Raw genomic sequence first — 22,551 nt, 5'->3', positions numbered from 1 at the left:
TAAGCATTGACTCTTATTGCTTACTTAGGATTAATATGGCTTTCCAAACTCCAGATTCAGATTTTCCATCAGTTTGCGGTGATATCGCCTTCGTAAAATCGAACCAAAAGGGATGGTTCTCAAAAATTACCAATGGTCTGAGTATTGGCAACAAAATTAAATTTGGCTACAGTCTGGCTGTGGGTGTGGGAATTGTCGGAACCACAATTGGGTTAGTTTTAGGGGATCGCTATCACCAAGAGGCGTTGCAGCAGCAACAAAATGCTTTTAAGGAACTCAATTTGCTCTATCGCCTTCAGACAAGTGTCCTGCAAACCCGGACGCACCAGCAGCAGCTCATTCCCTTAGTGGGAAATCTAGAGCTTTACAAAGAGGAATATGCCCACATTACTAATACACATGCACCTGAGATTAAGCAGATTTGGTTGGAACTCCAAACATATATAAAAACTGTCGGTTATGCGAACCAAAAGCACACTGAGAATATTCCCCTGCTTCTAAAAACTTATGAAGCCATAACACACACTTATGTCCAGCAACTTGAGGAAGTATCTCAACAACTTGATTTATCTCCTCTAACTGAGAATAAAATTGCGATCGCACAACAAAGACTGTTGAAGTTTACCAATAGTGAGTTAGCAATTGAGTTTGATGGTATCTCCGATGAACTAGTTACTGTCATCAATGCTTCTTATCAAGAATTACAAGCAGCAACGATGACGTTCAAGACAGTAGCACAAATACGGATTCAAATTATTGTTGCTAGCATTCTGTTGTCAGCAGTAATTGCTACTCTTTTAGCTTTTTTGACGAGTCGAACTATTACCCATCCTGTCGAAGTGTTGACAAATGTCGCGCAGCGAGTCACTAAAGAATCTAACTTTGATCTGCAAGCACCCGTCATAACTACAGATGAAATTGGCATACTTGCTACTGCATTTAACCAAGTTTTGCACAGGGTTAAATGCTTACTGGAAGAAGAGCAAGCAGCCGCCTTTCGTCAGCAGCAAATGCAAGAAGCGCAATTGCTTCAAAGTGAGAAAATGTCTAGTTTAGGACGAATGGTAGCTGGCATTGCCCACGAAATTAATAATCCGGTAAATTTTATCTATGGCAATTTAGATCATGCTATTCAGCATGTAGAAGATTTATTAGCATTGTTACAAACCTATCGCCAAGAAATACCTAGTCCACCTCTAGCGGTACAAGACCACGCTAGCGAAATTGATGCAGAATTTGTAGAAGAAGATTTACCTAAAGTTTTGCAGTCGATGAAGTTCGGCGCTGATCGCGTCCTGCAAATTGTCCTGAGTTTGAAAAACTTCTCTCGTCTAGATGAAGCAGAGGCCCATGCAGTTAATTTGCATGAATGTATTGATAGTACGTTACTCATCCTGAATAACCGGATTAAAAAAGGTGTTACGGTTGAGCGCTGCTACGGTGATATTCCTAACATTGAAGGTTTTTCTAGCTCGCTTTACCAGGTGTTTATGAACATTATCAACAATGCACTTGATGCTTTGGACGAACAGCACAATACTCAAGACAACCCACAAATTACGATCGCTACCGAACTTCAAGAAAAAAACTGGGTAGTTATCCGTATTGCTGATAACGGTTCTGGTATTGCCCCTGATACTCAAGAGAAAATTTTTGAGATGTTCTTTACCACCAAGCCAACAGGCGTTGGCACTGGGATGGGACTTTCGATTAGTCATCAGATTGTTGTCGAAAAACATGGAGGACAACTAATCTGTAAATCTGAGGTGGGTAGTGGTACGGAATTTATCATTTCTCTGCCCATTCAAAAACAGGATTTAGCCAAAAATGCTCAACTGCAACTCTTGTGCTAAAGCCTCAATGAAGACAAGCCCTGCTACCGGATTTCCTACTCGATCCAAAGCTGGACTATAACAAGCGATCGCTCCCTCTCCTGGTACTATTGCTACAAGTCCACCACCAATCCCTGATTTCATCGGTAAGCCAATTCTGACTGCAAACTCGGCAGAAACTTCGTATAGTCCACAAGTTGACATTACAGCATTTACAATCCGGCGGTTTTGTGAGGATAAATAGCTATTTTCACAAGCTAGGAGTTTTCCTAACAGGGCTAAATCTTCAACTCGCCCAGATAAAGAGCATATTTGCTCATAAGTGTCAAGTGCTGTTTCAATATTTTTTATATAACCGACTTGGGCGAGATAATTAGCGATCGCTTCATTAGCTGTTGAACGGGTTAGTCGCACTGAAGCCAGCATTTCCTCATCTAAACTTAGTTGGCAACCTGCTAATTGGTTAAGCCATTGACACAATAAGAGAGTGCGATGATTAGCGTCCTTTCCTGGTAACTTCTCAGACAAAGTAATTGCCCCACTATTAATCATCGGGTTACGGGGATGACCGCGATCGCTAATTAATTGTTCTAAAGAATTGAAGGGTGCATCTGATGGTTCAACCCCAACCCAACCGAAAACCTTTTCTGCTCCTAGATGTTCTAGCAGATAAAGTAGAGAAAATGTCTTAATCACGCTCATTAGCGGGAAAATAGAAGCTGTATCCCCAAAGCTGATGGTTTTCCCCGATTCACAGCAGATATGAACTGCAAACCAAGCAGAATTAGCTTTAGCTAATAGCGGAATGCGATCGGCAACTTGTCCTCGTTCAGCTTGGGTTTTGGCTAGTTGCACCCAGGCTAATAACTTCGTAGTAGTTAGTTTGTTAAGTCTTTTCAAATTGTAAACTTTTTAACAGTTTATTTCTTAAATAGCAATTAACAGTATAGTTCGATGTTAGTATAATTTGGTGTTAATCAAAGCTGACTTTACTCCTAAGTGGTTACGCAAAATTAAATTATTTATGTCATTGTCAGCGAAATGAAATGTAGGGTTCGCGGTAGCTCTCTGATAGAGAAAGAATTCTAAACTGCAAGCGAATTGCTTCGTTTTGCTTGGCTTTATTCACAATGACAAATTGTATATAGTGTTTCCTGAGCAACTGAGGTACACTTAAATCTTTTCTAGCAGAATAAGCAGCTTTAAAAACGTACCTCACCAGGCCGAAAACCCCTATATTTAATTTTGCACTACTTATCAAACCTCAGCACTGTCTATAAAAAACAGAACTTTATTGGAGGTAGGTTTGTGAAATTATCTAAACTCTCAAAAATTCTAGGTTTAACAACAGCATTTGCAATTTCATCACAAGCTACATTGCTTATTCAACAAAACAAGGCTCTAGCGGGTGCTGGTACATCTATCCTTTATGCAGGTGAATACTTATTCGCCAATCAAAATCAATACTTGATTTCAGGGAATGGGCGATATAAAGCTATACAGCAATCTGATGGAAACTTTGTTCTTTATGATGACACCACTCCTCTATGGGCATCAAACACTTACAATGTAGCAGTTTACTACACCATCATGCAAACTGACTGCAATTTAGTCAGTTATAACTATAGTGGAACCCCTGTGTGGGCAAGTAATACAAATGGGCGTGGTTCTAGTTGTCGTCTCCAAGTTCAAGATGATGGAAACTTGGTAATTTATACAGGTTTTAATGTTCCTGTATGGGCAACGAATACCTACAGATAACCTACGTTGCTTAATCCGATAAATATATTGCTGTATCTGGATATTCCGGTACAGGTAATGGTGTGCCATTGCAACTTTTTGATTGTGAAATATCCATATTTAGCATAAGCGATATCAGATCAGAGGTAGCCGTGGCAACCAAGTTTTTAATGGATTAAGGGCTGGGGAAATCATAACTAAATTACCTGAACATGATATTAATTACAAATTACAAATTAGTATGAATCTATCCCACTAAGTAATATTTGTGCTAAAAAGCTTAAGCTTATTGAAAACCGAAAATGAAAAATCAAGGTTTTTAAGCACATTTACAAAAAAAAGAGGGATTTTTAAAATAGTGGGATAGGTTCATGATTCCTCGTGTCAGAGCGCCAGAATTACCGCCAAATTACTCTTGGCTCAACAGCGATAAACCTTTGTCTCTCAAACAACTCAAAGGTAGAGCCATAATTTTAGACTTTTGGACATACTGCTGTATCAATTGTCTGCATATTCTGCCATATCTAAAATATTTAGAACAAAAATATAAAGATAGCCTTACCATAATCGGCGTTCACTCCGCCAAATTTGACAACGAAAAAGAAACAGAAAACATCCGCCAAGCTATTCTGCGCTATGACATTGAACATCCTGTTGTAGTTGACAGCGGTTTTCGGATTTGGGAAGAGTATGCTGTGCGTGCTTGGCCTACGTTAATAATTATTGATCCAGAAGGTTACGTGATTGGCCAGATTTCTGGTGAAGGAAACCGTAATACTTTAGACGAGTTGATTCAAAAATTAATTCAGCAGCACCAAGACAAAGGCACAATTAATTTCCAAGAAATCAGCTTGACTTTAGAAAAACAGCGCCAACCATTAATCACACCCCTAGCTTTTCCTGGTAAAGTTTTAGCTACTCAAGCAGGTTTGTTTATCGCTGACTCTGGACATCACCGCCTGGTTATGAGTAGCTTTGATGGAGAAATTTTACAGTTAATTGGGACTGGAAAATCTGGCTTAACTGATGGTGCTTTTAACGAAGCGCAATTTTTTGCACCGCAAGGAATGGCTTATGATGCCGAAAATCAGATTCTTTACGTTGCTGATACAGAAAATCATGCGCTGCGGCGAGTTGATTTAAAGCATCAAGTAGTCGAAACTATTGCGGGGACTGACGAACAAAGTCGTAATATCCATCCTCATGGCGGTGCTGGTTTAGAAACCCCACTGAATTCCCCTTGGGATTTAGTGAAAGTAGGAGATACCCTATTTATTGCAATGGCTGGGCCGCATCAAATTTGGCAAATGGATTTAGAAACTGGCATCATCAAAACTTATGCTGGTACTGGTGCAGAAGCGTGTATTGATGGTTTACTTACTGAATCTGCCTTTGCCCAACCTAGTGGTATTACTAATAATGGGCAAGAATTATATATTGCTGACAGTGAAGTTAGTTCAATTCGTGGTGTGGGAATTGTCGAACCGTATCAAGTAAGAACTGTTTGTGGTAGTGGCGGTTTATTTGGGTTTGGCGATGTAGATGGACAAGGTGAAGATGTCCGTTTACAACACTGTTTAGGAGTTGAATTTGCTCAGAATTTTTTGTGGGTGGCAGATACTTATAACCATAAAATTAAATTAGTTAGCCTCAGTGGAAATTGTCAAACAGTTTTGGGAGATGGTTCTGCTGGTTTACAAAATGGCCAGGGTAAGAACACTCGGTTTTTTGAACCTTCGGGATTGAGTGCTTGGAGTTCACATTTATATATTGCTGATACTAATAACCATGCTATTCGTTGCGTAGATTTGGATAGCTTTGAGGTGACAACGCTGGAATTTCCTAGTTTATGTGCGCCAGATGTTTGTATTCCACCGAATTTATAGAACGATAACCTTACGCAAAAGCGTAGAGGAAAATTCTCTGTTTCAGACCTCTGCGTGATATTTTAAAAAATAATTTTTTAGAGCGATCGCTTCTATGCAATTAGTCGTTTTTGATATTGATGGTACGCTAACAAATACCAACAAAATTGATGAAAATTGTTTTGTACGTGCTTTTGCATTAGAATTTGGAATTTTTGGTATAAATACAAATTGGAATGAATATGCGTACACCACGGATTCTGGAATTACTCAGCAAATTTTTCAAGAAAAATTAGAACGTCTTCCTTCAAATGAAGAGTTAGTAAGACTTAAAGCACGTTTTGTTAGCCTCCTCCAGGAAGCGTTTATTAACAAGCAAGATTTATTCAGCGAAATTCCTGGTTCGGCAAATGTATTAGCTAAATTACAACGAGGCCCTGATTGGTGTGTTGCGATCGCAACTGGTGGTTGGGGTGAGTCTGCTAAATTAAAACTTCAAAAAGCTAACTTACCAATAGAAGGGATACCGTTGGCTTCAGCAAATGATGCACTTTCACGAGAAGATATTATTAAAACAGCTATTATCAAAGCAGAAAATGTTCATCAAGTTGAAAATTTTCGGAAAATTGTTTTTGTAGGCGATGGTGTTTGGGATGTAAAAGCAGCCTATCAGTTGAGTATTGCTTTTATTGGAATCGGTAATAATAAATTAACAAATGTTGGTGCTACCAAAGTAATTAAAGACTTTACAAATCTAGAAGATTTTCTGAAAATATTACAATCCGCAGTCATCCCGAAATTTTCTATGAACACCATTCTCCATATTACCAAACGCCAACAATGGGAACAAGCAAAAAATCTTGGTACATATCGTGCTGATTCGTTAGATAGTCAAGGTTTTATACATTGTTCAAAATCAATGCAAGTACTCAAGGTTGCAAAGAGATTCTTTGATAATCAAAAAGAATTGGTACTACTTTTTATCGATTCTGAAAAAGTTCAAGCTGAAATTCGCTATGAACCTGCTGAAATAGGGGAATTATTTCCTCATATTTATGGTGAGTTAAATATTGATGCAGTGTATCAGGTAATTGATTTTGAAGCTGGGGAAGATGGTTTATTTGAGTTGCCGCAAGAAGTTATAGATTTAGAATAACGAACCGCAGAGGCGCAGAGGACACGGAGGAGGAGAGATGGAGAAAATTTAAGCGATCGGTTTTGGGGCGTTTGCTACATCCAATTTGAGAAAATTCCCTTTTCGCTCATCTCAAATTTGAGTAAAAATGAAGTTATTTAACAACTAAAATCCTATGGTTACTCTTGAACTCAGACAAATTCGAGTTCCACCAGGGCAAAGAATAATACTGGAAGATGTGAGTTGGCCAGTATTTGAAGCAATTCTCAACGAGTTAGGAGAACATCGCAGGAGCCGAGTAGCATACAGCCAAAGAACTTTAGAAATTATGGCTCCATTACCAGAACACGAACGATCTAAGGTAATTATCGGAGACTTGGTGAAAGTTTTGTTAGATGAACTCAATCTGAATTGGGAGTCTTTAGGTTCAACTACGTTTAAGCGAAAAGATATAAGTGCGGGTATCGAACCTGATGATTGTTTTTATATTCAAAACTACAAGCTAATGATTGGGAAAGACAAGATCGACCTAACTGTTGACCCTCCTCCTGATTTAGCGATTGAAATTGATGTCACCTCTAAAACTCAAATTAGTGCTTACGAAGCGTTGAGAGTACCTGAAATTTGGCGATATGAAAGCAAAAACCTAGAAATTAGCTTGCTGCAAGGTGAGCAATACGTGAAGTCTCTTATCAGCCCCACATTTCCTACTTTTTCTATTACAGAACTTATTCCTCGGTTTGTGGAAATGGCGCGAACTATAGGAATGAGTTCAGCACTTAGAGCGTTTCGACAATCGGTAAGAGAACAAATACAAAATAGCTAAGGTAAAATCAAGGTTTTGCCTGGGTAGACGCGATTTATAACGCCCTTTTAAAGCATTTCGCGTTTTACTTAAAAAAGGGGAGTTAATCTAGAGCAATTGTGACCGAATTTAATTTACAAATCCAAGAAAATAGCGATCGCTCTCCCAACGCCAAGGGCGAACGCTTGTCAACTCCACTTGAGGATGCTACACCTAGCTTGCTTCCCCTTAAGAGTTCAATACACTGCGTCAACACCAAAGGCGATCGCCTTGACCGTTACCTTTCCCAAGAATTACCAGACTTATCCCGTTCTCGCATCCAACAGTTAATCGAACAGGGTAATGTCCAACTTAACGATCAAGTTTGCACATCTAAGAAGATCAATGTCAAGGTAGGCGATCGCATCACTCTCGAAATACCAGAGGTTCAACCTTTAGAACTGCAAGCAGAAGATATCCCCTTAGATATCCTTTACGAAGACGACCAGTTACTTATTCTCAACAAACCCGCAGGTTTAGTTGTCCATCCTGCGCCCGGCCATCCAGATGGTACTTTGGTAAATGCCCTCTTGGCTCACTGTCCTAATTTACCAGGAATTGGCGGAGTTCAGCGTCCAGGAATCGTCCATCGATTGGATAAGGATACTACAGGAGCGATCGCGATCGCTAAAACAGATATTGCCCATCATCATCTACAAGCACAACTGAAAGCAAAAACTGCACGACGAGAATACTTGGGCATAGTTTACGGTGCGCCAAAAACTGAAAGTGGCACTATAGACTTGCCTATTGGTCGCCATCCCCAAGACCGCAAAAAAATGGCTGTTATGCCTGTTGAACAAGGCGGACGAGTCGCCGTCACTCACTGGAAAGTATTAGAACGCCTTGGTAACTTCACTTTAATTCACTTTCAATTAGAAACTGGACGCACCCATCAAATTCGTGTCCACAGCAGCAAAATGGGTCATCCCATTGTCGGCGACCCAGTTTATAGTTCTGGCCATTCAGTGGGTGTAAATTTGCCTGGTCAAGCACTACACGCTTGGCGACTCAAATTGCAGCATCCTATATCTGAGGAGTTGATTGAGGTGACAGCTACTCCTCCCGCCCACTTTACAAAACTTTTAGAGATACTAAAAAGACGAACGACACTTTAACCTAATCCACTCCTGAAACTACCCAATTTTAAACACATCAAGCATAACTCCTAACTCAACACTCAGCACTCAGCACTCAGCACTCCTAACGCCCAATCCCAATTAACAACTAGCGTGCATTAGACATGGGATAGAGTCTGTTTCATTTAGTTATATCTAAATAAAACTCCTACATAACCCAAGACTTATGCACGCTATAAAACGATCAAATAGATGTACTAGCCAGCCACCGACTAAAAATCGTTATTTAATTCCTGACAGTTGCCGATAAGGTACAGACTTTTCGATATCGATGTTGTATGGCGAGATCCGTTGTGGAGCATTGCCAGTTGCATTGATACTTTGTGCCAAAGCCAAGAATAAAGCTGGATCGCCAGCCTTGGGCTTTTGCTCTTGTGGAAGGAATCTGCGTACTTCGACCTGCCAAATGATTTGAGGGAAACCCAATTTGGCACGGTGATAATCTTCGTATCGCGGAGATTTGATGTTGAATGGCAACTCACCCTGAGATTGAGATGGCAGTATCCGACGGCGCTGATAAGGCACTGTGGAGTATCCAAAATTGCTCAGGTACTCTTCAGTGTTGAGTACTTCATCAATAAAGCCTACAATACCCTTTGTAGCGACTACAATTGACCAGGCGATTTTTTCCCGCTCGTTGTATGGATCGCGTCCTAGAACCCGCTGAATTACTTGCTCAACAAAGCGATAATTATTGTTGAGGTCGTAGAAGCTTTTCTTAAAGGTATTGGAAAGCACCAATCCACGAATAAAGTCCCGTACTGTAATTTGTCCATTACGGAGTTGAGACTCTAAATATGTTTCGCGATCGGCAGCAAAGGCATAAAAGAAAATTTGACGATATGCTGCTTCAATCAGATCGCCTAAATCTGACGGAGAAAGTATATTGTCTGTAGTGAAAATCCTGGGTTGTTCATCACCAGGTACTTCGTATCCAGCTACACGCTGATTTTGACTTGAAGGTTCATATTCTAACAGAGGAAGTGGCACTCTAAAGCCTCCATGTTCTTAATTAAAGTTAACAACTTTTAATCACATATTAAGGGAGTAGTTGTATCAGAACTTCAGATTCTGATAAAATTTCACGAAACTTAACTAAGAGGAATTTAAGTATTCGTAGGATAAATGATTAGTCTGCTGGATTCAAACCATAACTAATCAATAAATAGGTAATCAGACTTCCAGCTTAATGACTACGTAAATGACTAAAAAAATTTATTCACATATTTTAGATTAGGAGATTCAGTTTCACCTTTTTGAACTGAAGCAATAATTTTTAACATTTAGCAAAAGAAATTAATGGGGCATTGGGCGTTAGGAGTGCTGAGTGCTGAGTTAGGAGTTAGGAGTTAAGAGTTAAGAGTTTTGTTTATCCCTTTGTCCCCTCATCTCCCTCATCTCCCCGCTCCCCTGCTCCCCTGCTCCCCTGCCTTCTGCTTCCCTCAGCGACTCAACGACGACCTATCCAAAATTCCAGGGGATCTATGGTTGATTTACAGTAAGGCCAGCTACGCAAACTTGCTTCCATTCCTGCCTCCCAGTAGGGTGGTTCCAATCCCAGTCCTAAGCATAGATGAGATAGAATGTTAGCAAACTGCTCATTGTGACCAAACTCTCCTAGATGGGCATGAGCGTATTCATGGACGACTACACCAAACCAATCTCTAGGTGCAACTCGACCAACATCAACCAGAATAGTAATTGGGTTTGTGAGAATGTTACATAGCCCATCTATGCCGAAGGATTGAGCTATGGGGACTGCAAAAATTTGGATTTGGCGACGCTCTTGGGGATGAAAGCACTGATGACAAACTTCCAGATAGGCGTTGATCTGACCGTTTACAGCGTTAATATTTTCGCCGATCCAAGTGCAAATGGGAATGCGATCGCGCAGGTTATCAAATACATCCACCATACCCGGTTCTAGGGCGAGTCCCTGTACCAGACGCAGATAATCTTGCCCGCGAGTAAAAGCATCGCTCTGCTTGAGATGGTTCACCAGCCCAAAACTGAATAAAATTGTCTTTTTTCTAGAACATCTGTCTCAAGTTTTTCTGTTACTTCTTCTGAACTGGAAACCTCAACAGAAGTTTCAATGCGTGTTTCTGTACAAAATGATGCCGTGCTGAAGCCGCCAAACCGCTTAACTGTACTGGTTCGCATTCGCATATTTGGGCTGGCGAACCAAAACCGCTCAATGGAACTCATTGTTTCGTATTCGGTTGTCAACACCAGTCCATCTTCATCATCCATGTGAAAAAGACCGACTACAGGCACTATTTCGGCGTAGCCTCTTTCGCGGAGTAATTTGCCTTGCCTTGGATTATCGCTATCAGGCACGATCGCAAATATGGTTTTTCCCTGATGATTCTCCTCGTCCTCTCGATCCCAAGCCATTGTCCCTAGCCAACGCACGCGCGAGCCACCGACTGAAAGGCTGGGGTCAATCTCATGATATCGGCACAGTTCAATGATTTCGGGATGATCGGCATCGAGAGTTTCTACCTGTATATCCGATTCTCCTGTCTCTGAGCGCTTGAACGCCAGATGATGAGTTGCACGTTGCGATCGCCACTTACCAGCACTTAGCTGAAAAAATTCCATTGCGTCTATCAATCTTCTGACTCCTACTTATTGCTCCTGCGGATGATGTTTTACGAGTTCTTTCTTTTTAGAGTAGTTGGTATATAAACATTCTAAACATTACAGCGATTAGCGGCCAGCTTCAATAAACACCCTAAAAAGGGATATGTAGAGGTGTTATTATGCAATTGTAAATTTTTATGACTCTAATTTCTTATAGCTTGACAATGTAGACATTTTAATATCTAAGTGCTAGACTAGTAGAAAGCGATCGTCTTCAACTAACAACAAAATACCTTTCGATGCAGTCAATCACAGGAGTGAATGATGGACTTTCCAGTTGAATTAACTTTAGAACAACAGTTTCGCTTACAAAATTTGAAAGACCAAGTAAAAAATTTGAGTCAACAAGAGGCTCAAGAATTTTTACTAGAAGTTTTACGGCAGATGATGGTGAAAGATAATTTGGTCAAACATCTTCTAAAACAAGCTTGATACAGTAAAAAACAAAATTTTTTCCTTAAGACTTACGCAATGGCAGAGTTCCATGAAAATGCGTAAGTCTTAATTTTTTGCCCAATTTCGGCTAAATTTTGATTTTTTGATCGGGACAGCCAATTATAGGTAAATATTACAGATTATTACTTTGTCTCTCATAGTAAAGACTAGGGTACTATTGATCCCCTATGTTTTTGTTTGGCTACTCGCAGTTAACCTGATCGAGAACACGCCAAAAATAATATCCGCCATTTGTGAATATTAAGGAGAACTCATGGTTCTTGATGCTTTTTCCAGAGCTGTAATTGCGGCTGATGCCAAAACCGCTCCTATCGGTGGTGCTGACTTGGCAGCCCTGAAGTCTTTCATCGCTGAAGGCAACAAGCGCCTTGATGCAGTGAATGCGATCGCCAGCAACGCTAGCTGCGCGGTTTCTGATGCCATTGCTGGAATTGCTTGTGAAAACACAGGTTTGATTCAATCTGGTGGTAACTTGTACCCCACTCGTCGGATGGCTGCTTGTTTGCGTGATGCTGAAATCGTTCTGCGCTATGTAACTTATGCGCTGTTGGCTGGCGATTCTTCCGTATTGGATGATCGTGCTTTGAACGGTTTGAAAGAAACCTACACAGCTTTGGGCGTACCCACTGGCTCTTCTGTACGGGCTTTCCAAATCCTGAAGGCTATCAGTGTCGCTCACATCACCAACACCAACACTGAAGCTAACGCTGGTAAAAAATTCCGCAAACAAGAAGTTGTTCAAGGCGACTGCTCTGCTCTAGCTGCTGAAGCTGCTAGTTACTTCGATCGCGTTATTTCTGCTTTGAGCTAATCGCTCATGGCTAAAGGCTATTAGCCAAGCAAACTGAAATTAAAACTCGATCAAATCTAATCTGGAGTATAAAAAGCAATGAAATCAGTTATCACTACAGTTATTGGATCTGCTGATGCAGCAGGTCGTTTTCCAACCACCTCCGATCTAGAATCCGTTCAAGGTAGCATTCAGCGTGCTACAGCTCGTCTAGAAGCTGCTGAAAAGCTAGCTTCTGGTATCGATGCCGTAGCTAAGGAAGGTTATGATGCTGCGTTCAAGAAATATCCTTACCTAAGCCAAGAAGGTGAAGCTGGCGACACTCAAGTTAAGAAAGACAAGTGCCTGCGCGACATCAAGCACTACTTACGCTTGATCAACTACAGCTTAGTTGTGGGTGGTACTGGACCTTTAGATGAGTGGGGTATTGCAGGTGCTCGCGAAGTTTATCGCTCTTTGAATCTGCCCACCGCTCCTTATGTTACCGCGTTGACTCATACTCGTGATCGCGCTTGCGCTCCTCGCGACTTGTCTCCTCAAGCGTTGGTTGAGTTCCGCAATCTTCTCGACTACGTAATCAACTCCCTTTCATAGTAATAGGGATTGACTAGACGTAGACGAGCGATCGTCATACTCTAAAACTCAGGGACTCTCAGTCTGTTGCTTTGCCTGTATCAGGTTGGGTGATTGACCAAGAGTCCCTAAGTTGTTATTAATTCGTAACTAGTAATTAATGATTGAACTTGGGGGATTTAAACAGGGAAATTTTCTTTTATGACAATAGATTCTTTATTTGCACAGTTAAAACACCCCAATCCCAACTTGCGGGAACGAGCCATGTGGGAACTGGCTAATGTCCGTGATGAAAACACCATTCCTCGGCTGATGGGTATTTTAGATGAAGAAGATGTCACTTATCGTCGAGCTGCGGTAAAAGCACTGGGTGCTATTGGTACAGATGCTGTACCGCTACTGGTAGAGTCATTAGTAAAGAGTGATAATGCAACCATTCGGGGTAGTTGTGCTAAAGCTCTAGCACAGGTTGCTGCTAATCATCGCGATGTTCCCTTCCCGAATGAGGGCTTACAGGGATTGCAAACAGCGCTAAATGACCCTAATCCAGTTGTTTATATTGCATCTGTAATGGCACTGGGTGAGATTGGTTCTCCTGCCTTTGAAATTTTGACTGAAGCTCTGAAAACAATAGATAATGTTGCGGTGGCTGTAGCGATCGTCAATGCACTCGGTTCAATGGGTGATATCCGCGGGGTGGAAGTGCTGACGGCATTGACAAATGATGAATCTGTTGATCCGTATATTCGAGAGTCAGCAGTGAGCGCTTTGCCCCGATTAGATCAAGTGATTAAATATAACGGAATATAACAAAGAGTAGCGATCGCTAATTATGCGCTCAAATTGGAAATGTCGATCGCCTTATTCCCAAGCTTCTTCCTCTAACTGCCTCTCAATTTGAGAAATCGCCAACTTCATCACTGCCTGAACCCCCGCTTCTTCTTCCTCAGTTAATGCGGCTTGCAGGGGTTCTAAAACAGCACCATCACCAATTTTCATCAATGCTAAAGCGGCTGCTTTTCGAGTTTCCCAATCGGGATGACGTAGTAATTCAACAAGGCTAGGAATTGCCGATCGATAAGTCAGGCTACCCAAAGCAGCTGCTGCTTCACACCTGACAATTTCAGATGGATCGTTGAGGGCATTAATTAAAATATTAAATGCTCCTTCTTGAGTGCCTTCTTGAGCAATTTTAGCGATCGCACCCACTACCGCAGCCCGAACTTCAGCGGAGTTGGAGTTAATCTCTCGATATAAATGCTCTTTGGCTTCTGCCCCAATAAATCCCAACGCCCATACTGCATGACCTTTTGCACTTTCTGGATACTCGGTTGACGCTAAGATTTTCAGCAACGCTGGCACAGCTGCTTCACCTATTTTGGCAAGCCCCCCCACTGACGAGGTTTTGACCACCATATCTTCATCATTTAACAGGGCATTAACCAAAGTTGGAACTGCGATCGGGTCAGCAATGAGTGTCAAGGTTTTAGCACTGGCTCTCCGCACAACTGGGTTTGGGTGATTTGCCACAGCTTCCATCAATAAAGGGGTGGCTGGTTTGCCGATTTTCCCCAAAGCCTCTGCAAAACTCAACCTAACCATGCCTCGTGAGTCCGCCATACTCTCAACCATTTGCTTTAGTAGTTTTTGGTCATCTGAGTTGAAGGTGTTTAAGCTTAATTGCTCGCTCACTACTGCAAATAAAGCATCAGTTTCTGCATGGGACAGATTTAACGAATCTGCACCGGATTGAGTTTCGGAGTTTAGCATATAATCTCTAGCTAAATTATCAAGACAAATGACTAGTTGCTTCCACTCAAGGCAGCCTGCTGATTACGGAGTTCCTGGAGGGCAGAATCAATCTTGGCAAGCTCAGGCTCTAGTTTTGCCATAACGCTTACTCTCATCAACTTAGCCCGTTTTGCCGTTTCCGTAGTTTCTTGAACTAGACGTTCCCGATATTGCTCAAGTTCTGCAATCACTTCTGCTACATCTTGAGCAGTGACGTTATTGGTTGTTGTAAGTTCTGAGGTTTCATCCATAAGTTTTGTTTCCTAAATGCGTGTTTATATGAATGATGTGTAGTCAGTCTTCCAAAGAATCTTTGTATTTGGTTATTCTCTAAAGAGAAGCAACTAACTAATAGCTGACAAATGTATGTATTTCGATCTTCTCAGATCGCGTTACCACTGGTAAAGCTTTTTGATGTAAATCTTCAAAAGTCTAACCCAACTACATTTCTGATAAGTCTTTTAAGCACGCTGCTGTACATCACTGTACGCAAGCTGAAATGCTAGAGCGTATTGTTTTGGAGTGGAACACCTAACAGCGTGCAATACGGTTCGGTTAAAGGGGAAAGGGAAAGGGGGAAAAAACTTTTAACCCTTAACCTTTAACCTTTTCCCCAAAGGTAATTCTGAGTTCAAAATGCTTATCCGAACCGTATTGCAACAGCGCGAGAGTGAAGACCATCAAAAAATGAAGATGAATAGCTTTTTATACAGCTTTTTTGAGGGCAATGATCCGCTCTTTTTAGTCGTTTAATCCTCAAATATAATTTACCGCTATTTTCCAATGCCCAATAACTAGTACCCAGTCCCTAGTACGATAGTAAAAGTGACTTCAAAGCAATTATCCAAGAGCCATTTACAGATCAATGGATAAACGTTTTTTTAAAATGTTTGGGCTAACAGAAGAAGAAGCGATCGCAATTATTGATACACCATTAGAACAACTCGAAGACGCTTCTGATAAATATATTGCTGTTTCCCATTTAATTAACTTCCCCACTCAACAATCGATCGCGGCTTTGGTGCGGGCGATTGAAACTAGTAACCCTGATGAGTTAGACCACCGCATTGTTCGACGCAAAGCTGTAGAAAGCTTGGGGCGATTGCAGGCACAATCAGCTTTACCTGTAATTCGGCAGTGCCTTCAAGATGATGATATTTATACTGTTGAAAATACTGTGTGGGCAATTGGGGAAATTGGCACTAGAGAGCCAGAAATTCTCGAAGAGGTGGCACAACTGCTTGATAAACCAGGTCAAATCTATCGAGTCATTATTCACACTCTAGCTAACGCAGACTATCAACCGTCTCTAGAACGTGTGCGAAAATTTACTTTATCTGAGGATGAACCTACCCGTAGTGCGGCGATCGCTACAGTTTGTCGCTTCACGGGTGACTATTCCCAAATTAGTGAAGTGATAGCGCTACTACAAAGTTCTAGTGTCAATGCACGGCGCGGTTGCATTCAAGACCTGATTGATTCCCGCTACTACAAAGCCATCCCAGAAATTGCCCGTTGTCCTGTATCTCTAGTGTTTCGGTTGCGAGCATTGCGGATGCTTTTGGATGCAGGGGTTCCCAGTGGTGAAATTACCTTTACAGAAATTCAACCTTACTTAGAGCAAGTACTCTACGATCATCCCAACGATCTCGATCTAGTACATGAGTATGATGCTACCCCTGTTCTAGATTTTGTAATTAACGAACTCTACGAAACCGATTTTGGACGTTGCTATTTAGCGACAAAAACCTTACTAGATATCTATCCACAAGAAGCACCCCAAGCACTTATAGTAACTTATGCCGACAAAGCATATAACGACTATGGCGCTCATTATCATGTGATGAAACTTTTCGGTTGGCTAAAATATGCACCCGCCTACGATTTATTAATAGAAAATCTGCACAACCGCGAACCTCAGTTTCAGAAATCTCGTGCGGCGTGTGCGATCGCTCTTGGTGAATTGGGTGATTCACGAGCAATTCCTGAAATCAAAGTTTGCCTGAATACACCGATTTGGGATTTGAAATACGCTTGTTTATTAGCGCTAGACCGTTTAGGAGACTCCTCCGGTCGGGAAATTTGCACTGGTGATCGTGACTGGTTAATTAGGGCGAAAGCGACGAGTAACTAATAGCGCTGGTGAGTGGAAGTCGCGGCTATGCAAACATAGACGCTTTGCGGTTTCCCGCAGGGTAGTCCGCACTTCTCTACGAGACGCTGCGCGTAGCTTGCTTCCACGTTCGCACAGCGTGCCGTAGGTAAGTGGTACGACAGGGTTAGTGACCACCTCTGCGGACTAAGGAAAAATTGAGGTTTTAAACCCACGGAAGTGGGTTTTGCCTATGTAGACGCGGTTTCTAACTGCCCTTTTACTTACTAGTGGTGACTGCTTCGTTTAAAACTAACTTTGGTTCTGGTGTCTCCTCTTCTTCTGGCAAACCGAAAATTGACCTGTACAACTTTACGTACTCTTTAGCAGATTGATACCAACTAAAATCTTGACTCATACCCCGTTTTTGTAGTTCTTGCCATTGCGGTTTGAAACGGAAGCCTTCCCAAGCTCGGATCATACAAGTGAAAAGGTCTAGGGGTTCATAGCGATCAAAGCAATAACCGGTACCAACAGCATTTTCAGGATCGTGATGGGTTACGGTGTCCACTAATCCACCAGTACGGCGGACAATGGGTACAGAACCGTAGCGCAAAGCCATCATTTGGCTAATACCGCATGGTTCAAAACGACTAGGCATCAAGAAAGCATCAGTACCAGCGTAGATGCGGCGAGACAGGGCATCGTTATACAGTAGATAAGTTGCCATGCGTCCGGGGAAGCGGGATGCTAATTGCCACATCTGAGTTTCATAGTTGCGATCGCCTGTCCCTAACAGTACAAACTGGGCATCTGTATAAGATAGGAAGCGATCAAGGATTTGCAATATCAAATCAATGCCTTTTTGTTCCACTAATCGGGTAACAATCCCAACAAAAAAGGCTTTGGAGTTGACTTCTAATCCTAATTCTTGTTGCAAAGCAATTTTATTGGCTTTGCGTTTATCTAAAGTATCAGTACTAAAGGTTTGCTCAATGTATTTGTCATTTTCTGGGTTATATACCTCAGTATCAATACCATTGATAATTCCAGATAATTTACCGCTAATAAAAGACAGCAACCCTTCTAATGTTTCACCGTAAGTAGGTGTCTTGATTTGCTCCGCATAGGTGGGTGAAACTGTATTTACCTTGTTGGCAAATTGTACCGCCGCCGCCATTGTGTTGTGTCCTTGCATATACCAGGGACACCAAGTAATTTTCTCTAAATACCAACGCCATGGCCCTTGATAAGCCAGGTTATGGATGGTAAACACTGTGGTGATATCAGGATCTTGGTGCATCCACACCGGAATCATTCCTGTGTGCCAATCGTGGCAATGGATAATTTCTGGCTTCCAGTAATTCCAGGCAAACTCGGCTGCACCATTAGCAAACAATGTGAACCGCCAATCTTCATCATCTCCAGAATAGATGCGGCGCGGCATGAAAGACGGATGTCCAAATAAGTACAAGGGAACATCAGTACCAGGCAGAACACTTTCGTATACTGCGAAGTGCTGGAACATGGCATCTCCCCACCAGATCGGTTCTTGGGGAATTTCCATTTTGTCTGGCAGGAAGCCGTAGTAAGGCAAGAATATCCGCACATCATGCCCCATTTCTCTCAGGACTTTGGGTAATGCCCCGACAACATCACCCATTCCTCCTACTTTCGCAACGGGTGCTGCTTCTGCTGCAACAAATAGAATCCGCATGGTAATTTTTGCTTCCCTGAGTCTATATTGTCAAATTAACTTTCTCAAATCTCGACCAACGCGACTTGTCGCGTCTGGCACATCTTTAGTGCAACGGCGATCAATTCTTATCTAATCACATTGGCTTGCCCAATTACTTAGGAACCGCGCTGAATCACCGCAAAAATTTCTGATAAAATTTCTTGCGCTCCCTGTTGTCGCAACAGTTCTGCTAGTTCTGTGCCTAGTGCTTCGGCGTTATTGGCAAGTCCGGTGACGGTATCTTTGACGAACTTTTGACCATCTACACTGGCGACTATCCCGGTTAAGGTCAAATTCTCCCCAGATATTTCTGTATTTACACCGATAGGTACTTGACATCCACCTTCTAGAGAACGGAGAAAAGATCGTTCAGCGAGACAGCGATCGCGTGTTTCAGTATGTTCAATTGCTTTGAGTAAAGATAGCACTTCACTATCATCAGCACGGCATTCTATACCCAAAGCTCCTTGTCCAACCGCGTGGAGGGAGATTTCTTTGGGTAAGATTTGATGAACGCGATCGCCCATTCCCAATCTCTCTAATCCTGCTGCTGCCAAAATCAAAGCATCGTATTCGCCTGCATCCAGTTTTGCCAATCGTGTAATCAAGTTTCCCCGTACATCCTTAAAGGTAAAGTGAGGGAAATGGTGGCGTAACTGTGCTAACCGCCGTAGAGAAGATGTACCAATTACCGCACCTTCTGGCAACGTATCGATTTGTTTATCTTTGTGCTTTTCATGCACCACTAATGCATCGGCTGGGTTTTCTCGTTCAGTAATTGCTGCTAACGTTAACCCTTCTGGTAAGTGAGTTGGCAGATCCTTGAGAGAATGAACTGCAAAGTCAATCTCTTGATTGATCATTCCGAGTTCAAGTTCTTTAGTAAAAAGTCCTTTATCGCCAATCTTAGCTAATGCTACATCCAAGATTTTATCGCCTTGGGTAGACATGGTGTGGACTTCAAAAGTGATGTCAGGAAAGCAATTCTTGAGTTGCTCTTGTACCCAGTAGGTTTGAACCAGAGCAAGTTGGCTTTTACGTGAGCCGATCCGAATAGTGCGTGGGGGGCTAGAAACAACTGAAGTCATAAAACAATATAATATCGCACGCGATAAATTCACTTTCATCTAGACTACCGTAGTCAGGGACTCATGCGAATTTTGGGTTTTAGATTTGGGATTTTGGATTACAATTCTTTACCAAAAGCTTGTTTGTGAAATCTCAAATAATAGAATTTTTATGCATTGAGGGTATTGCGATCGCCATTGTGAGCGATCGCAACACCCTCAAGTTTCAGCTAGTACCCACCAAATTTTGGGAAATAACCAAATGTAGTCAGTAAACTAAACAAGACAATCAGTGCCAGTGTCGAAGCTAATAGCAATAACACCACATCTCTGTCAGAACTGCGTAAGAAGGTCTGTAAATTAAAAGGCTCAACCTGCTTTTTCGTTATGGGAAGCGGCAATTTATCGCGATAATCTTCGCCATAACGAGCCATTCTGGCAAATGGTAATTCCCCTACAGAGCGTCCTTGTAAAATCCGTCGCCGTTGATAGGGGACTATATTGTAACCAAAGTTACTCATATACTCCTCACTATCCACCAAATCGTCGATAAACCTGTGCAGTCCTTTACTAGCTAGCACAATTGACCACGCTAGTTTTTCGCGTTCATTGTAAACCTCACGACCCAATAAGCGCTGTACGCATATCTGCACAAAGCGGTAATTGTTGTTGCTTTGGTAATTTAGTCGCCGAAATGCATCAGATATTGTTAACCCTCGAATGAAATCCCTGACTGTAATTTGACCAGTTCTCAGTTGGGATTCTAGACAGATTTGGCGGTTGCTATCTAGCATCTGTTGTTCGTGGAAAATCTGGCGATAGGCTGCCTTAATCAAGGCATCCATTTCTAGTGATGATTGCAGATATTCGGCTGTATAAATTCTAGGTTGCTCGTCGCCAAGAATCTCATATCCAGATACACGATGATTTCGAGATGAGGGGGAATAGCTTAACAAAGGAATAGGCATATTAGAGCTATAAATTTGCAGGGATTGGCAATTATGTATGAGGCAAAACAGTTCCGTTAGCGAGGCGTTGAGTCAGTACCTAGTTCTGAAGATTCCCAACTCAACACTCCTGAAGGGCATTTGTTGCTCTTGTCTCCCTTATCCCTAGTTATTAGCCATTTGATTTGTAATTGCAGCAAAACTGACTATTAGTATGTCAAATTTAAGTTCGTAGTAAGGACTTCAGTCCTTATTTTCTAAGCACTAAAGTGCTTACTACAAACCCTCAAGATTAACTGAGATATTCTACTAGTAGCCTATAGTGGAACTTTGTCTACCTTTAATAAGTTGCTTAAGCAACTTGTCTGATTCATAGAGATGTTAGCTGGATTTACGCATTGATGGGAGCGTAACTTAAAAGATGCTTAAAGTTCAATCAAATTGCCCGATAACAATGGCAACTCCTAAAAATAGGCAACGATACAACTCAAATTTCGCTACTAAACAGATAAACTTGCGATCGCTGATTTCACTTTGCTGAAACTACGACTCAAGAACAGTAATTTGCTCACTTCCCATAATATAGGAATTTCCTAAAACCTGTCTATATACAATTCTGATGATGGCTTTAAATTTTTCTACCGACTAACCAAATACCTTTGTAGTTGAGTGAGTCTTTTGAAACAAACGACTAAAAATAGACTTCATTGGGAAGGTTTTAAAGATTTTTGCCTTTTCTTGGTGTATGATGCGATCGCATATCGCGCTGAACTTGGTCAATATATCTAAAAAACTCAGCCCCAAAAGGGAAGTTGAAAATTTCCAGGAATGCTAAGAATAATTTGTTATCTTCATTAGTTATCCAAGCTTAGTTATTATACGTTATGAATCGTTCCGCCTGTCTGATCTTCAATCCTGTTGCGGGTCAGGGCGACCCAGAGACAGAGCTAGCAGAAATTCGGGCAATATTAGAGCCAGAGATCGATCTAGATATTTATTTTACAACTGAAGAAATCGATGCCGACCAACTGGCATATCAAGCTGTAGAGCGAGGAGTAGATGCAATCATTGCTTCTGGGGGAGATGGTACTCTCTCAATAGCGGCGGCGGCTTTAGTGGGAACTGATATCCCATTTGGGATCATTTCTAGAGGAACAGCGAACGCTTTTGCCACAGCTTTAGGAATTCCTGACACGATCGCAGGTGCGTGTCAAACAATTTTGCAGGGAGCAACCACCCATGTAGATGTAGCCTATTGCAACGATCGCCCAATGGTACTTTTGGCAGGTATTGGCTTTGAAGCTGAAACTGTAGAATTGGCAGACCGAGACGCCAAGAACCGCTTTGGGATGATGGCCTATGTTTTGGCAGGAATCCAGCAATTAAGAAGCTTACATAACTTTGATGTTGAAATTGAAACTGAAGATAGGATAATTAAAACTAGTGCCTGTGCGGTAACAGTAGCAAACGCCGCACCTCCCACTTCTGTTTTGGCTCAAGGCCCAGCAGGTCTGATTTATGATGATGGGTTACTAGATTTAACGATTGTAGCTCCAGTTAACAGGGCAGGAGCGATCGCTGCCACATTTCATCTATTTCAAACGGCTTCCACAGGTAACGCCGTTGAACGAGATGATATTGGTTTCCTGCGAGCGAAACAATTTAAAATTACCACTGAGCCACCACAAAAAGTTGTTCTAGATGGTGAAATAGTCGGCACAACACCTGTAGAAATTAAGTGTGTACCAGCAGGCTTAAGAATTTTCGTGCCATTAGTAGAAGAAGTTGAGCCGACCGAAAAACTAGAGGGACTCCCTAATTTGACTATTGAGATGAAAGACACAGCAGAAGAATGAGGGTATTGGGCATTGGGCATTGGGCATAAGAGGCAGAGGT

General features: G+C 41.8%; 22 protein-coding genes and 1 pseudogene. 13 read left to right on the top strand and 10 right to left on the bottom strand.

Annotation, left to right across the window (positions count from 1 at the left end):
- The first annotated feature begins 35 nt into the window (after window positions 1-35).
- Complete coding sequence (locus RMY16_RS00730) at window positions 36-1,853, top strand: ATP-binding protein (RefSeq protein ID WP_322734744.1); 1,818 nt, start codon at window positions 36-38, stop codon at window positions 1,851-1,853.
- Here the strand turns inward: RMY16_RS00730 and glsA are convergent.
- Window positions 1,818-2,732 (bottom strand): glutaminase A, encoded by a 915-nt coding sequence (gene glsA, locus RMY16_RS00725; protein ID WP_322734743.1) that lies wholly within the window; start codon window positions 2,730-2,732, stop codon window positions 1,818-1,820. The genes RMY16_RS00730 and glsA overlap by 36 nt on opposite strands.
- Window positions 2,733-3,140: 408 nt before the next feature.
- Here glsA and RMY16_RS00720 point away from each other — a divergent pair, with 408 nt between their 5' ends.
- From RMY16_RS00720 to RMY16_RS00695, 6 genes and pseudogenes are all read left to right on the top strand, one after another.
- Complete coding sequence (locus tag RMY16_RS00720) at window positions 3,141-3,593, top strand: hypothetical protein (protein ID WP_322734742.1); 453 nt, start codon at window positions 3,141-3,143, stop codon at window positions 3,591-3,593.
- Window positions 3,594-3,943: 350 nt separating this feature from the next.
- Window positions 3,944-5,458, top strand: a complete 1,515-nt coding sequence (locus tag RMY16_RS00715; protein ID WP_322734741.1) for a thioredoxin-like domain-containing protein — start codon at window positions 3,944-3,946, stop codon at window positions 5,456-5,458.
- Between the two features lie 94 nt (window positions 5,459-5,552).
- Window positions 5,553-6,119 (top strand): annotated as a pseudogene (locus RMY16_RS00710) (HAD family hydrolase); the annotation flags it as partial.
- A gap of 123 nt (window positions 6,120-6,242) precedes the next feature.
- Window positions 6,243-6,593 carry a DUF952 domain-containing protein gene (locus RMY16_RS00705; protein WP_322734774.1) on the top strand — a complete coding sequence of 117 codons (351 nt, stop codon included), beginning with the start codon at window positions 6,243-6,245 and terminating at the stop codon, window positions 6,591-6,593.
- A 154-nt stretch (window positions 6,594-6,747) separates the two neighbouring features.
- On the top strand, window positions 6,748-7,398 hold the full coding sequence (locus RMY16_RS00700; RefSeq protein WP_322734740.1) for a Uma2 family endonuclease: 651 nt from the start codon (window positions 6,748-6,750) through the stop codon (window positions 7,396-7,398).
- A 218-nt stretch (window positions 7,399-7,616) separates the two neighbouring features.
- A complete protein-coding gene (locus RMY16_RS00695) occupies window positions 7,617-8,534 on the top strand; it encodes an RluA family pseudouridine synthase (protein WP_322734773.1) in 918 nt (305 codons plus the stop codon).
- A 243-nt stretch (window positions 8,535-8,777) separates the two neighbouring features.
- Here the strand turns inward: RMY16_RS00695 and RMY16_RS00690 are convergent, their stop codons facing one another.
- The 3 genes from RMY16_RS00690 to RMY16_RS00680 all read right to left on the bottom strand — a co-directional run bounded on the left by RMY16_RS00690 (window position 8,778) and on the right by RMY16_RS00680 (window position 11,159).
- Entirely contained in the window at window positions 8,778-9,545 is a 768-nt protein-coding gene (locus RMY16_RS00690) for a phycobilisome rod-core linker polypeptide (protein WP_322667611.1), read from the bottom strand.
- Window positions 9,546-10,005: 460 nt separating this feature from the next.
- Complete coding sequence (locus RMY16_RS00685; RefSeq protein WP_322734739.1) at window positions 10,006-10,554, bottom strand: hypothetical protein; 549 nt, start codon at window positions 10,552-10,554, stop codon at window positions 10,006-10,008.
- Window positions 10,551-11,159, bottom strand: coding sequence for a phycobiliprotein lyase (locus RMY16_RS00680; RefSeq protein ID WP_416211633.1), 609 nt, complete (start codon window positions 11,157-11,159; stop codon window positions 10,551-10,553). The genes RMY16_RS00685 and RMY16_RS00680 overlap by 4 nt, the downstream gene beginning before the upstream one ends.
- A 303-nt stretch (window positions 11,160-11,462) precedes the next feature.
- Between RMY16_RS00680 and RMY16_RS00675 the strand changes: the two genes are divergently transcribed.
- The 4 genes from RMY16_RS00675 to RMY16_RS00660 all read left to right on the top strand — a co-directional run bounded on the left by RMY16_RS00675 (window position 11,463) and on the right by RMY16_RS00660 (window position 13,830).
- Window positions 11,463-11,633, top strand: a complete 171-nt coding sequence (locus RMY16_RS00675) for an NblA/ycf18 family protein (RefSeq protein WP_242060871.1) — start codon at window positions 11,463-11,465, stop codon at window positions 11,631-11,633.
- Window positions 11,634-11,910: 277 nt separating this feature from the next.
- Window positions 11,911-12,468 (top strand): bleomycin hydrolase, encoded by a 558-nt coding sequence (locus tag RMY16_RS00670; RefSeq protein WP_322667613.1) that lies wholly within the window; start codon window positions 11,911-11,913, stop codon window positions 12,466-12,468.
- A 78-nt stretch (window positions 12,469-12,546) separates the two neighbouring features.
- Window positions 12,547-13,041, top strand: a complete 495-nt coding sequence (locus RMY16_RS00665; protein ID WP_322734738.1) for a bleomycin hydrolase — start codon at window positions 12,547-12,549, stop codon at window positions 13,039-13,041.
- Between the two features lie 180 nt (window positions 13,042-13,221).
- Window positions 13,222-13,830, top strand: coding sequence for a HEAT repeat domain-containing protein (locus RMY16_RS00660; RefSeq protein WP_322734737.1), 609 nt, complete (start codon window positions 13,222-13,224; stop codon window positions 13,828-13,830).
- A 51-nt stretch (window positions 13,831-13,881) separates the two neighbouring features.
- Here RMY16_RS00660 and RMY16_RS00655 read toward each other — a convergent pair whose 3' ends face one another.
- Window positions 13,882-14,790 (bottom strand): HEAT repeat domain-containing protein, encoded by a 909-nt coding sequence (locus RMY16_RS00655; RefSeq protein WP_322734736.1) that lies wholly within the window; start codon window positions 14,788-14,790, stop codon window positions 13,882-13,884.
- 32 nt (window positions 14,791-14,822) lie between these two features.
- Entirely contained in the window at window positions 14,823-15,062 is a 240-nt protein-coding gene (locus RMY16_RS00650) for a hypothetical protein (protein WP_322667616.1), read from the bottom strand.
- 614 nt (window positions 15,063-15,676) lie between these two features.
- Between RMY16_RS00650 and RMY16_RS00645 the strand changes: the two genes are divergently transcribed.
- Window positions 15,677-16,945 carry a HEAT repeat domain-containing protein gene (locus RMY16_RS00645; protein WP_322734735.1) on the top strand — a complete coding sequence of 423 codons (1,269 nt, stop codon included), beginning with the start codon at window positions 15,677-15,679 and terminating at the stop codon, window positions 16,943-16,945.
- Here RMY16_RS00645 and RMY16_RS00640 read toward each other — a convergent pair.
- The 4 genes from RMY16_RS00640 to RMY16_RS00625 all read right to left on the bottom strand — a co-directional run bounded on the left by RMY16_RS00640 (window position 16,916) and on the right by RMY16_RS00625 (window position 20,676).
- Window positions 16,916-17,101: a hypothetical protein gene (locus RMY16_RS00640; protein ID WP_322734734.1), complete on the bottom strand. Its 186-nt coding sequence runs from the start codon at window positions 17,099-17,101 to the stop codon at window positions 16,916-16,918. The two genes, RMY16_RS00645 and RMY16_RS00640, sit on opposite strands and share 30 nt — an antisense overlap.
- 82 nt (window positions 17,102-17,183) lie before the next feature.
- On the bottom strand, window positions 17,184-18,620 hold the full coding sequence (glgA, locus tag RMY16_RS00635) for a glycogen synthase GlgA (protein WP_322734733.1): 1,437 nt from the start codon (window positions 18,618-18,620) through the stop codon (window positions 17,184-17,186).
- 137 nt (window positions 18,621-18,757) lie between these two features.
- Window positions 18,758-19,729, bottom strand: a complete 972-nt coding sequence (gene hemC / locus RMY16_RS00630; protein ID WP_322734732.1) for a hydroxymethylbilane synthase — start codon at window positions 19,727-19,729, stop codon at window positions 18,758-18,760.
- Between the two features lie 209 nt (window positions 19,730-19,938).
- Entirely contained in the window at window positions 19,939-20,676 is a 738-nt protein-coding gene (locus tag RMY16_RS00625) for a phycobilisome rod-core linker polypeptide (RefSeq protein WP_322734731.1), read from the bottom strand.
- An 863-nt stretch (window positions 20,677-21,539) separates the two neighbouring features.
- Here RMY16_RS00625 and RMY16_RS00620 point away from each other — a divergent pair.
- The gene (locus tag RMY16_RS00620) at window positions 21,540-22,511 is read left to right on the top strand and encodes a YegS/Rv2252/BmrU family lipid kinase (RefSeq protein ID WP_322734730.1); all 972 of its coding nucleotides are present in this window, start codon (window positions 21,540-21,542) and stop codon (window positions 22,509-22,511) included.
- Window positions 22,512-22,551 lie beyond the last annotated feature (40 nt).

It is taken from the genome of Nostoc sp. DedQUE12b (assembly GCF_034530835.1).
GTDB lineage: Bacteria > Cyanobacteriota > Cyanobacteriia > Cyanobacteriales > Nostocaceae > Nostoc.
This window is presented reverse-complemented; position numbering and strand designations above follow the sequence as displayed.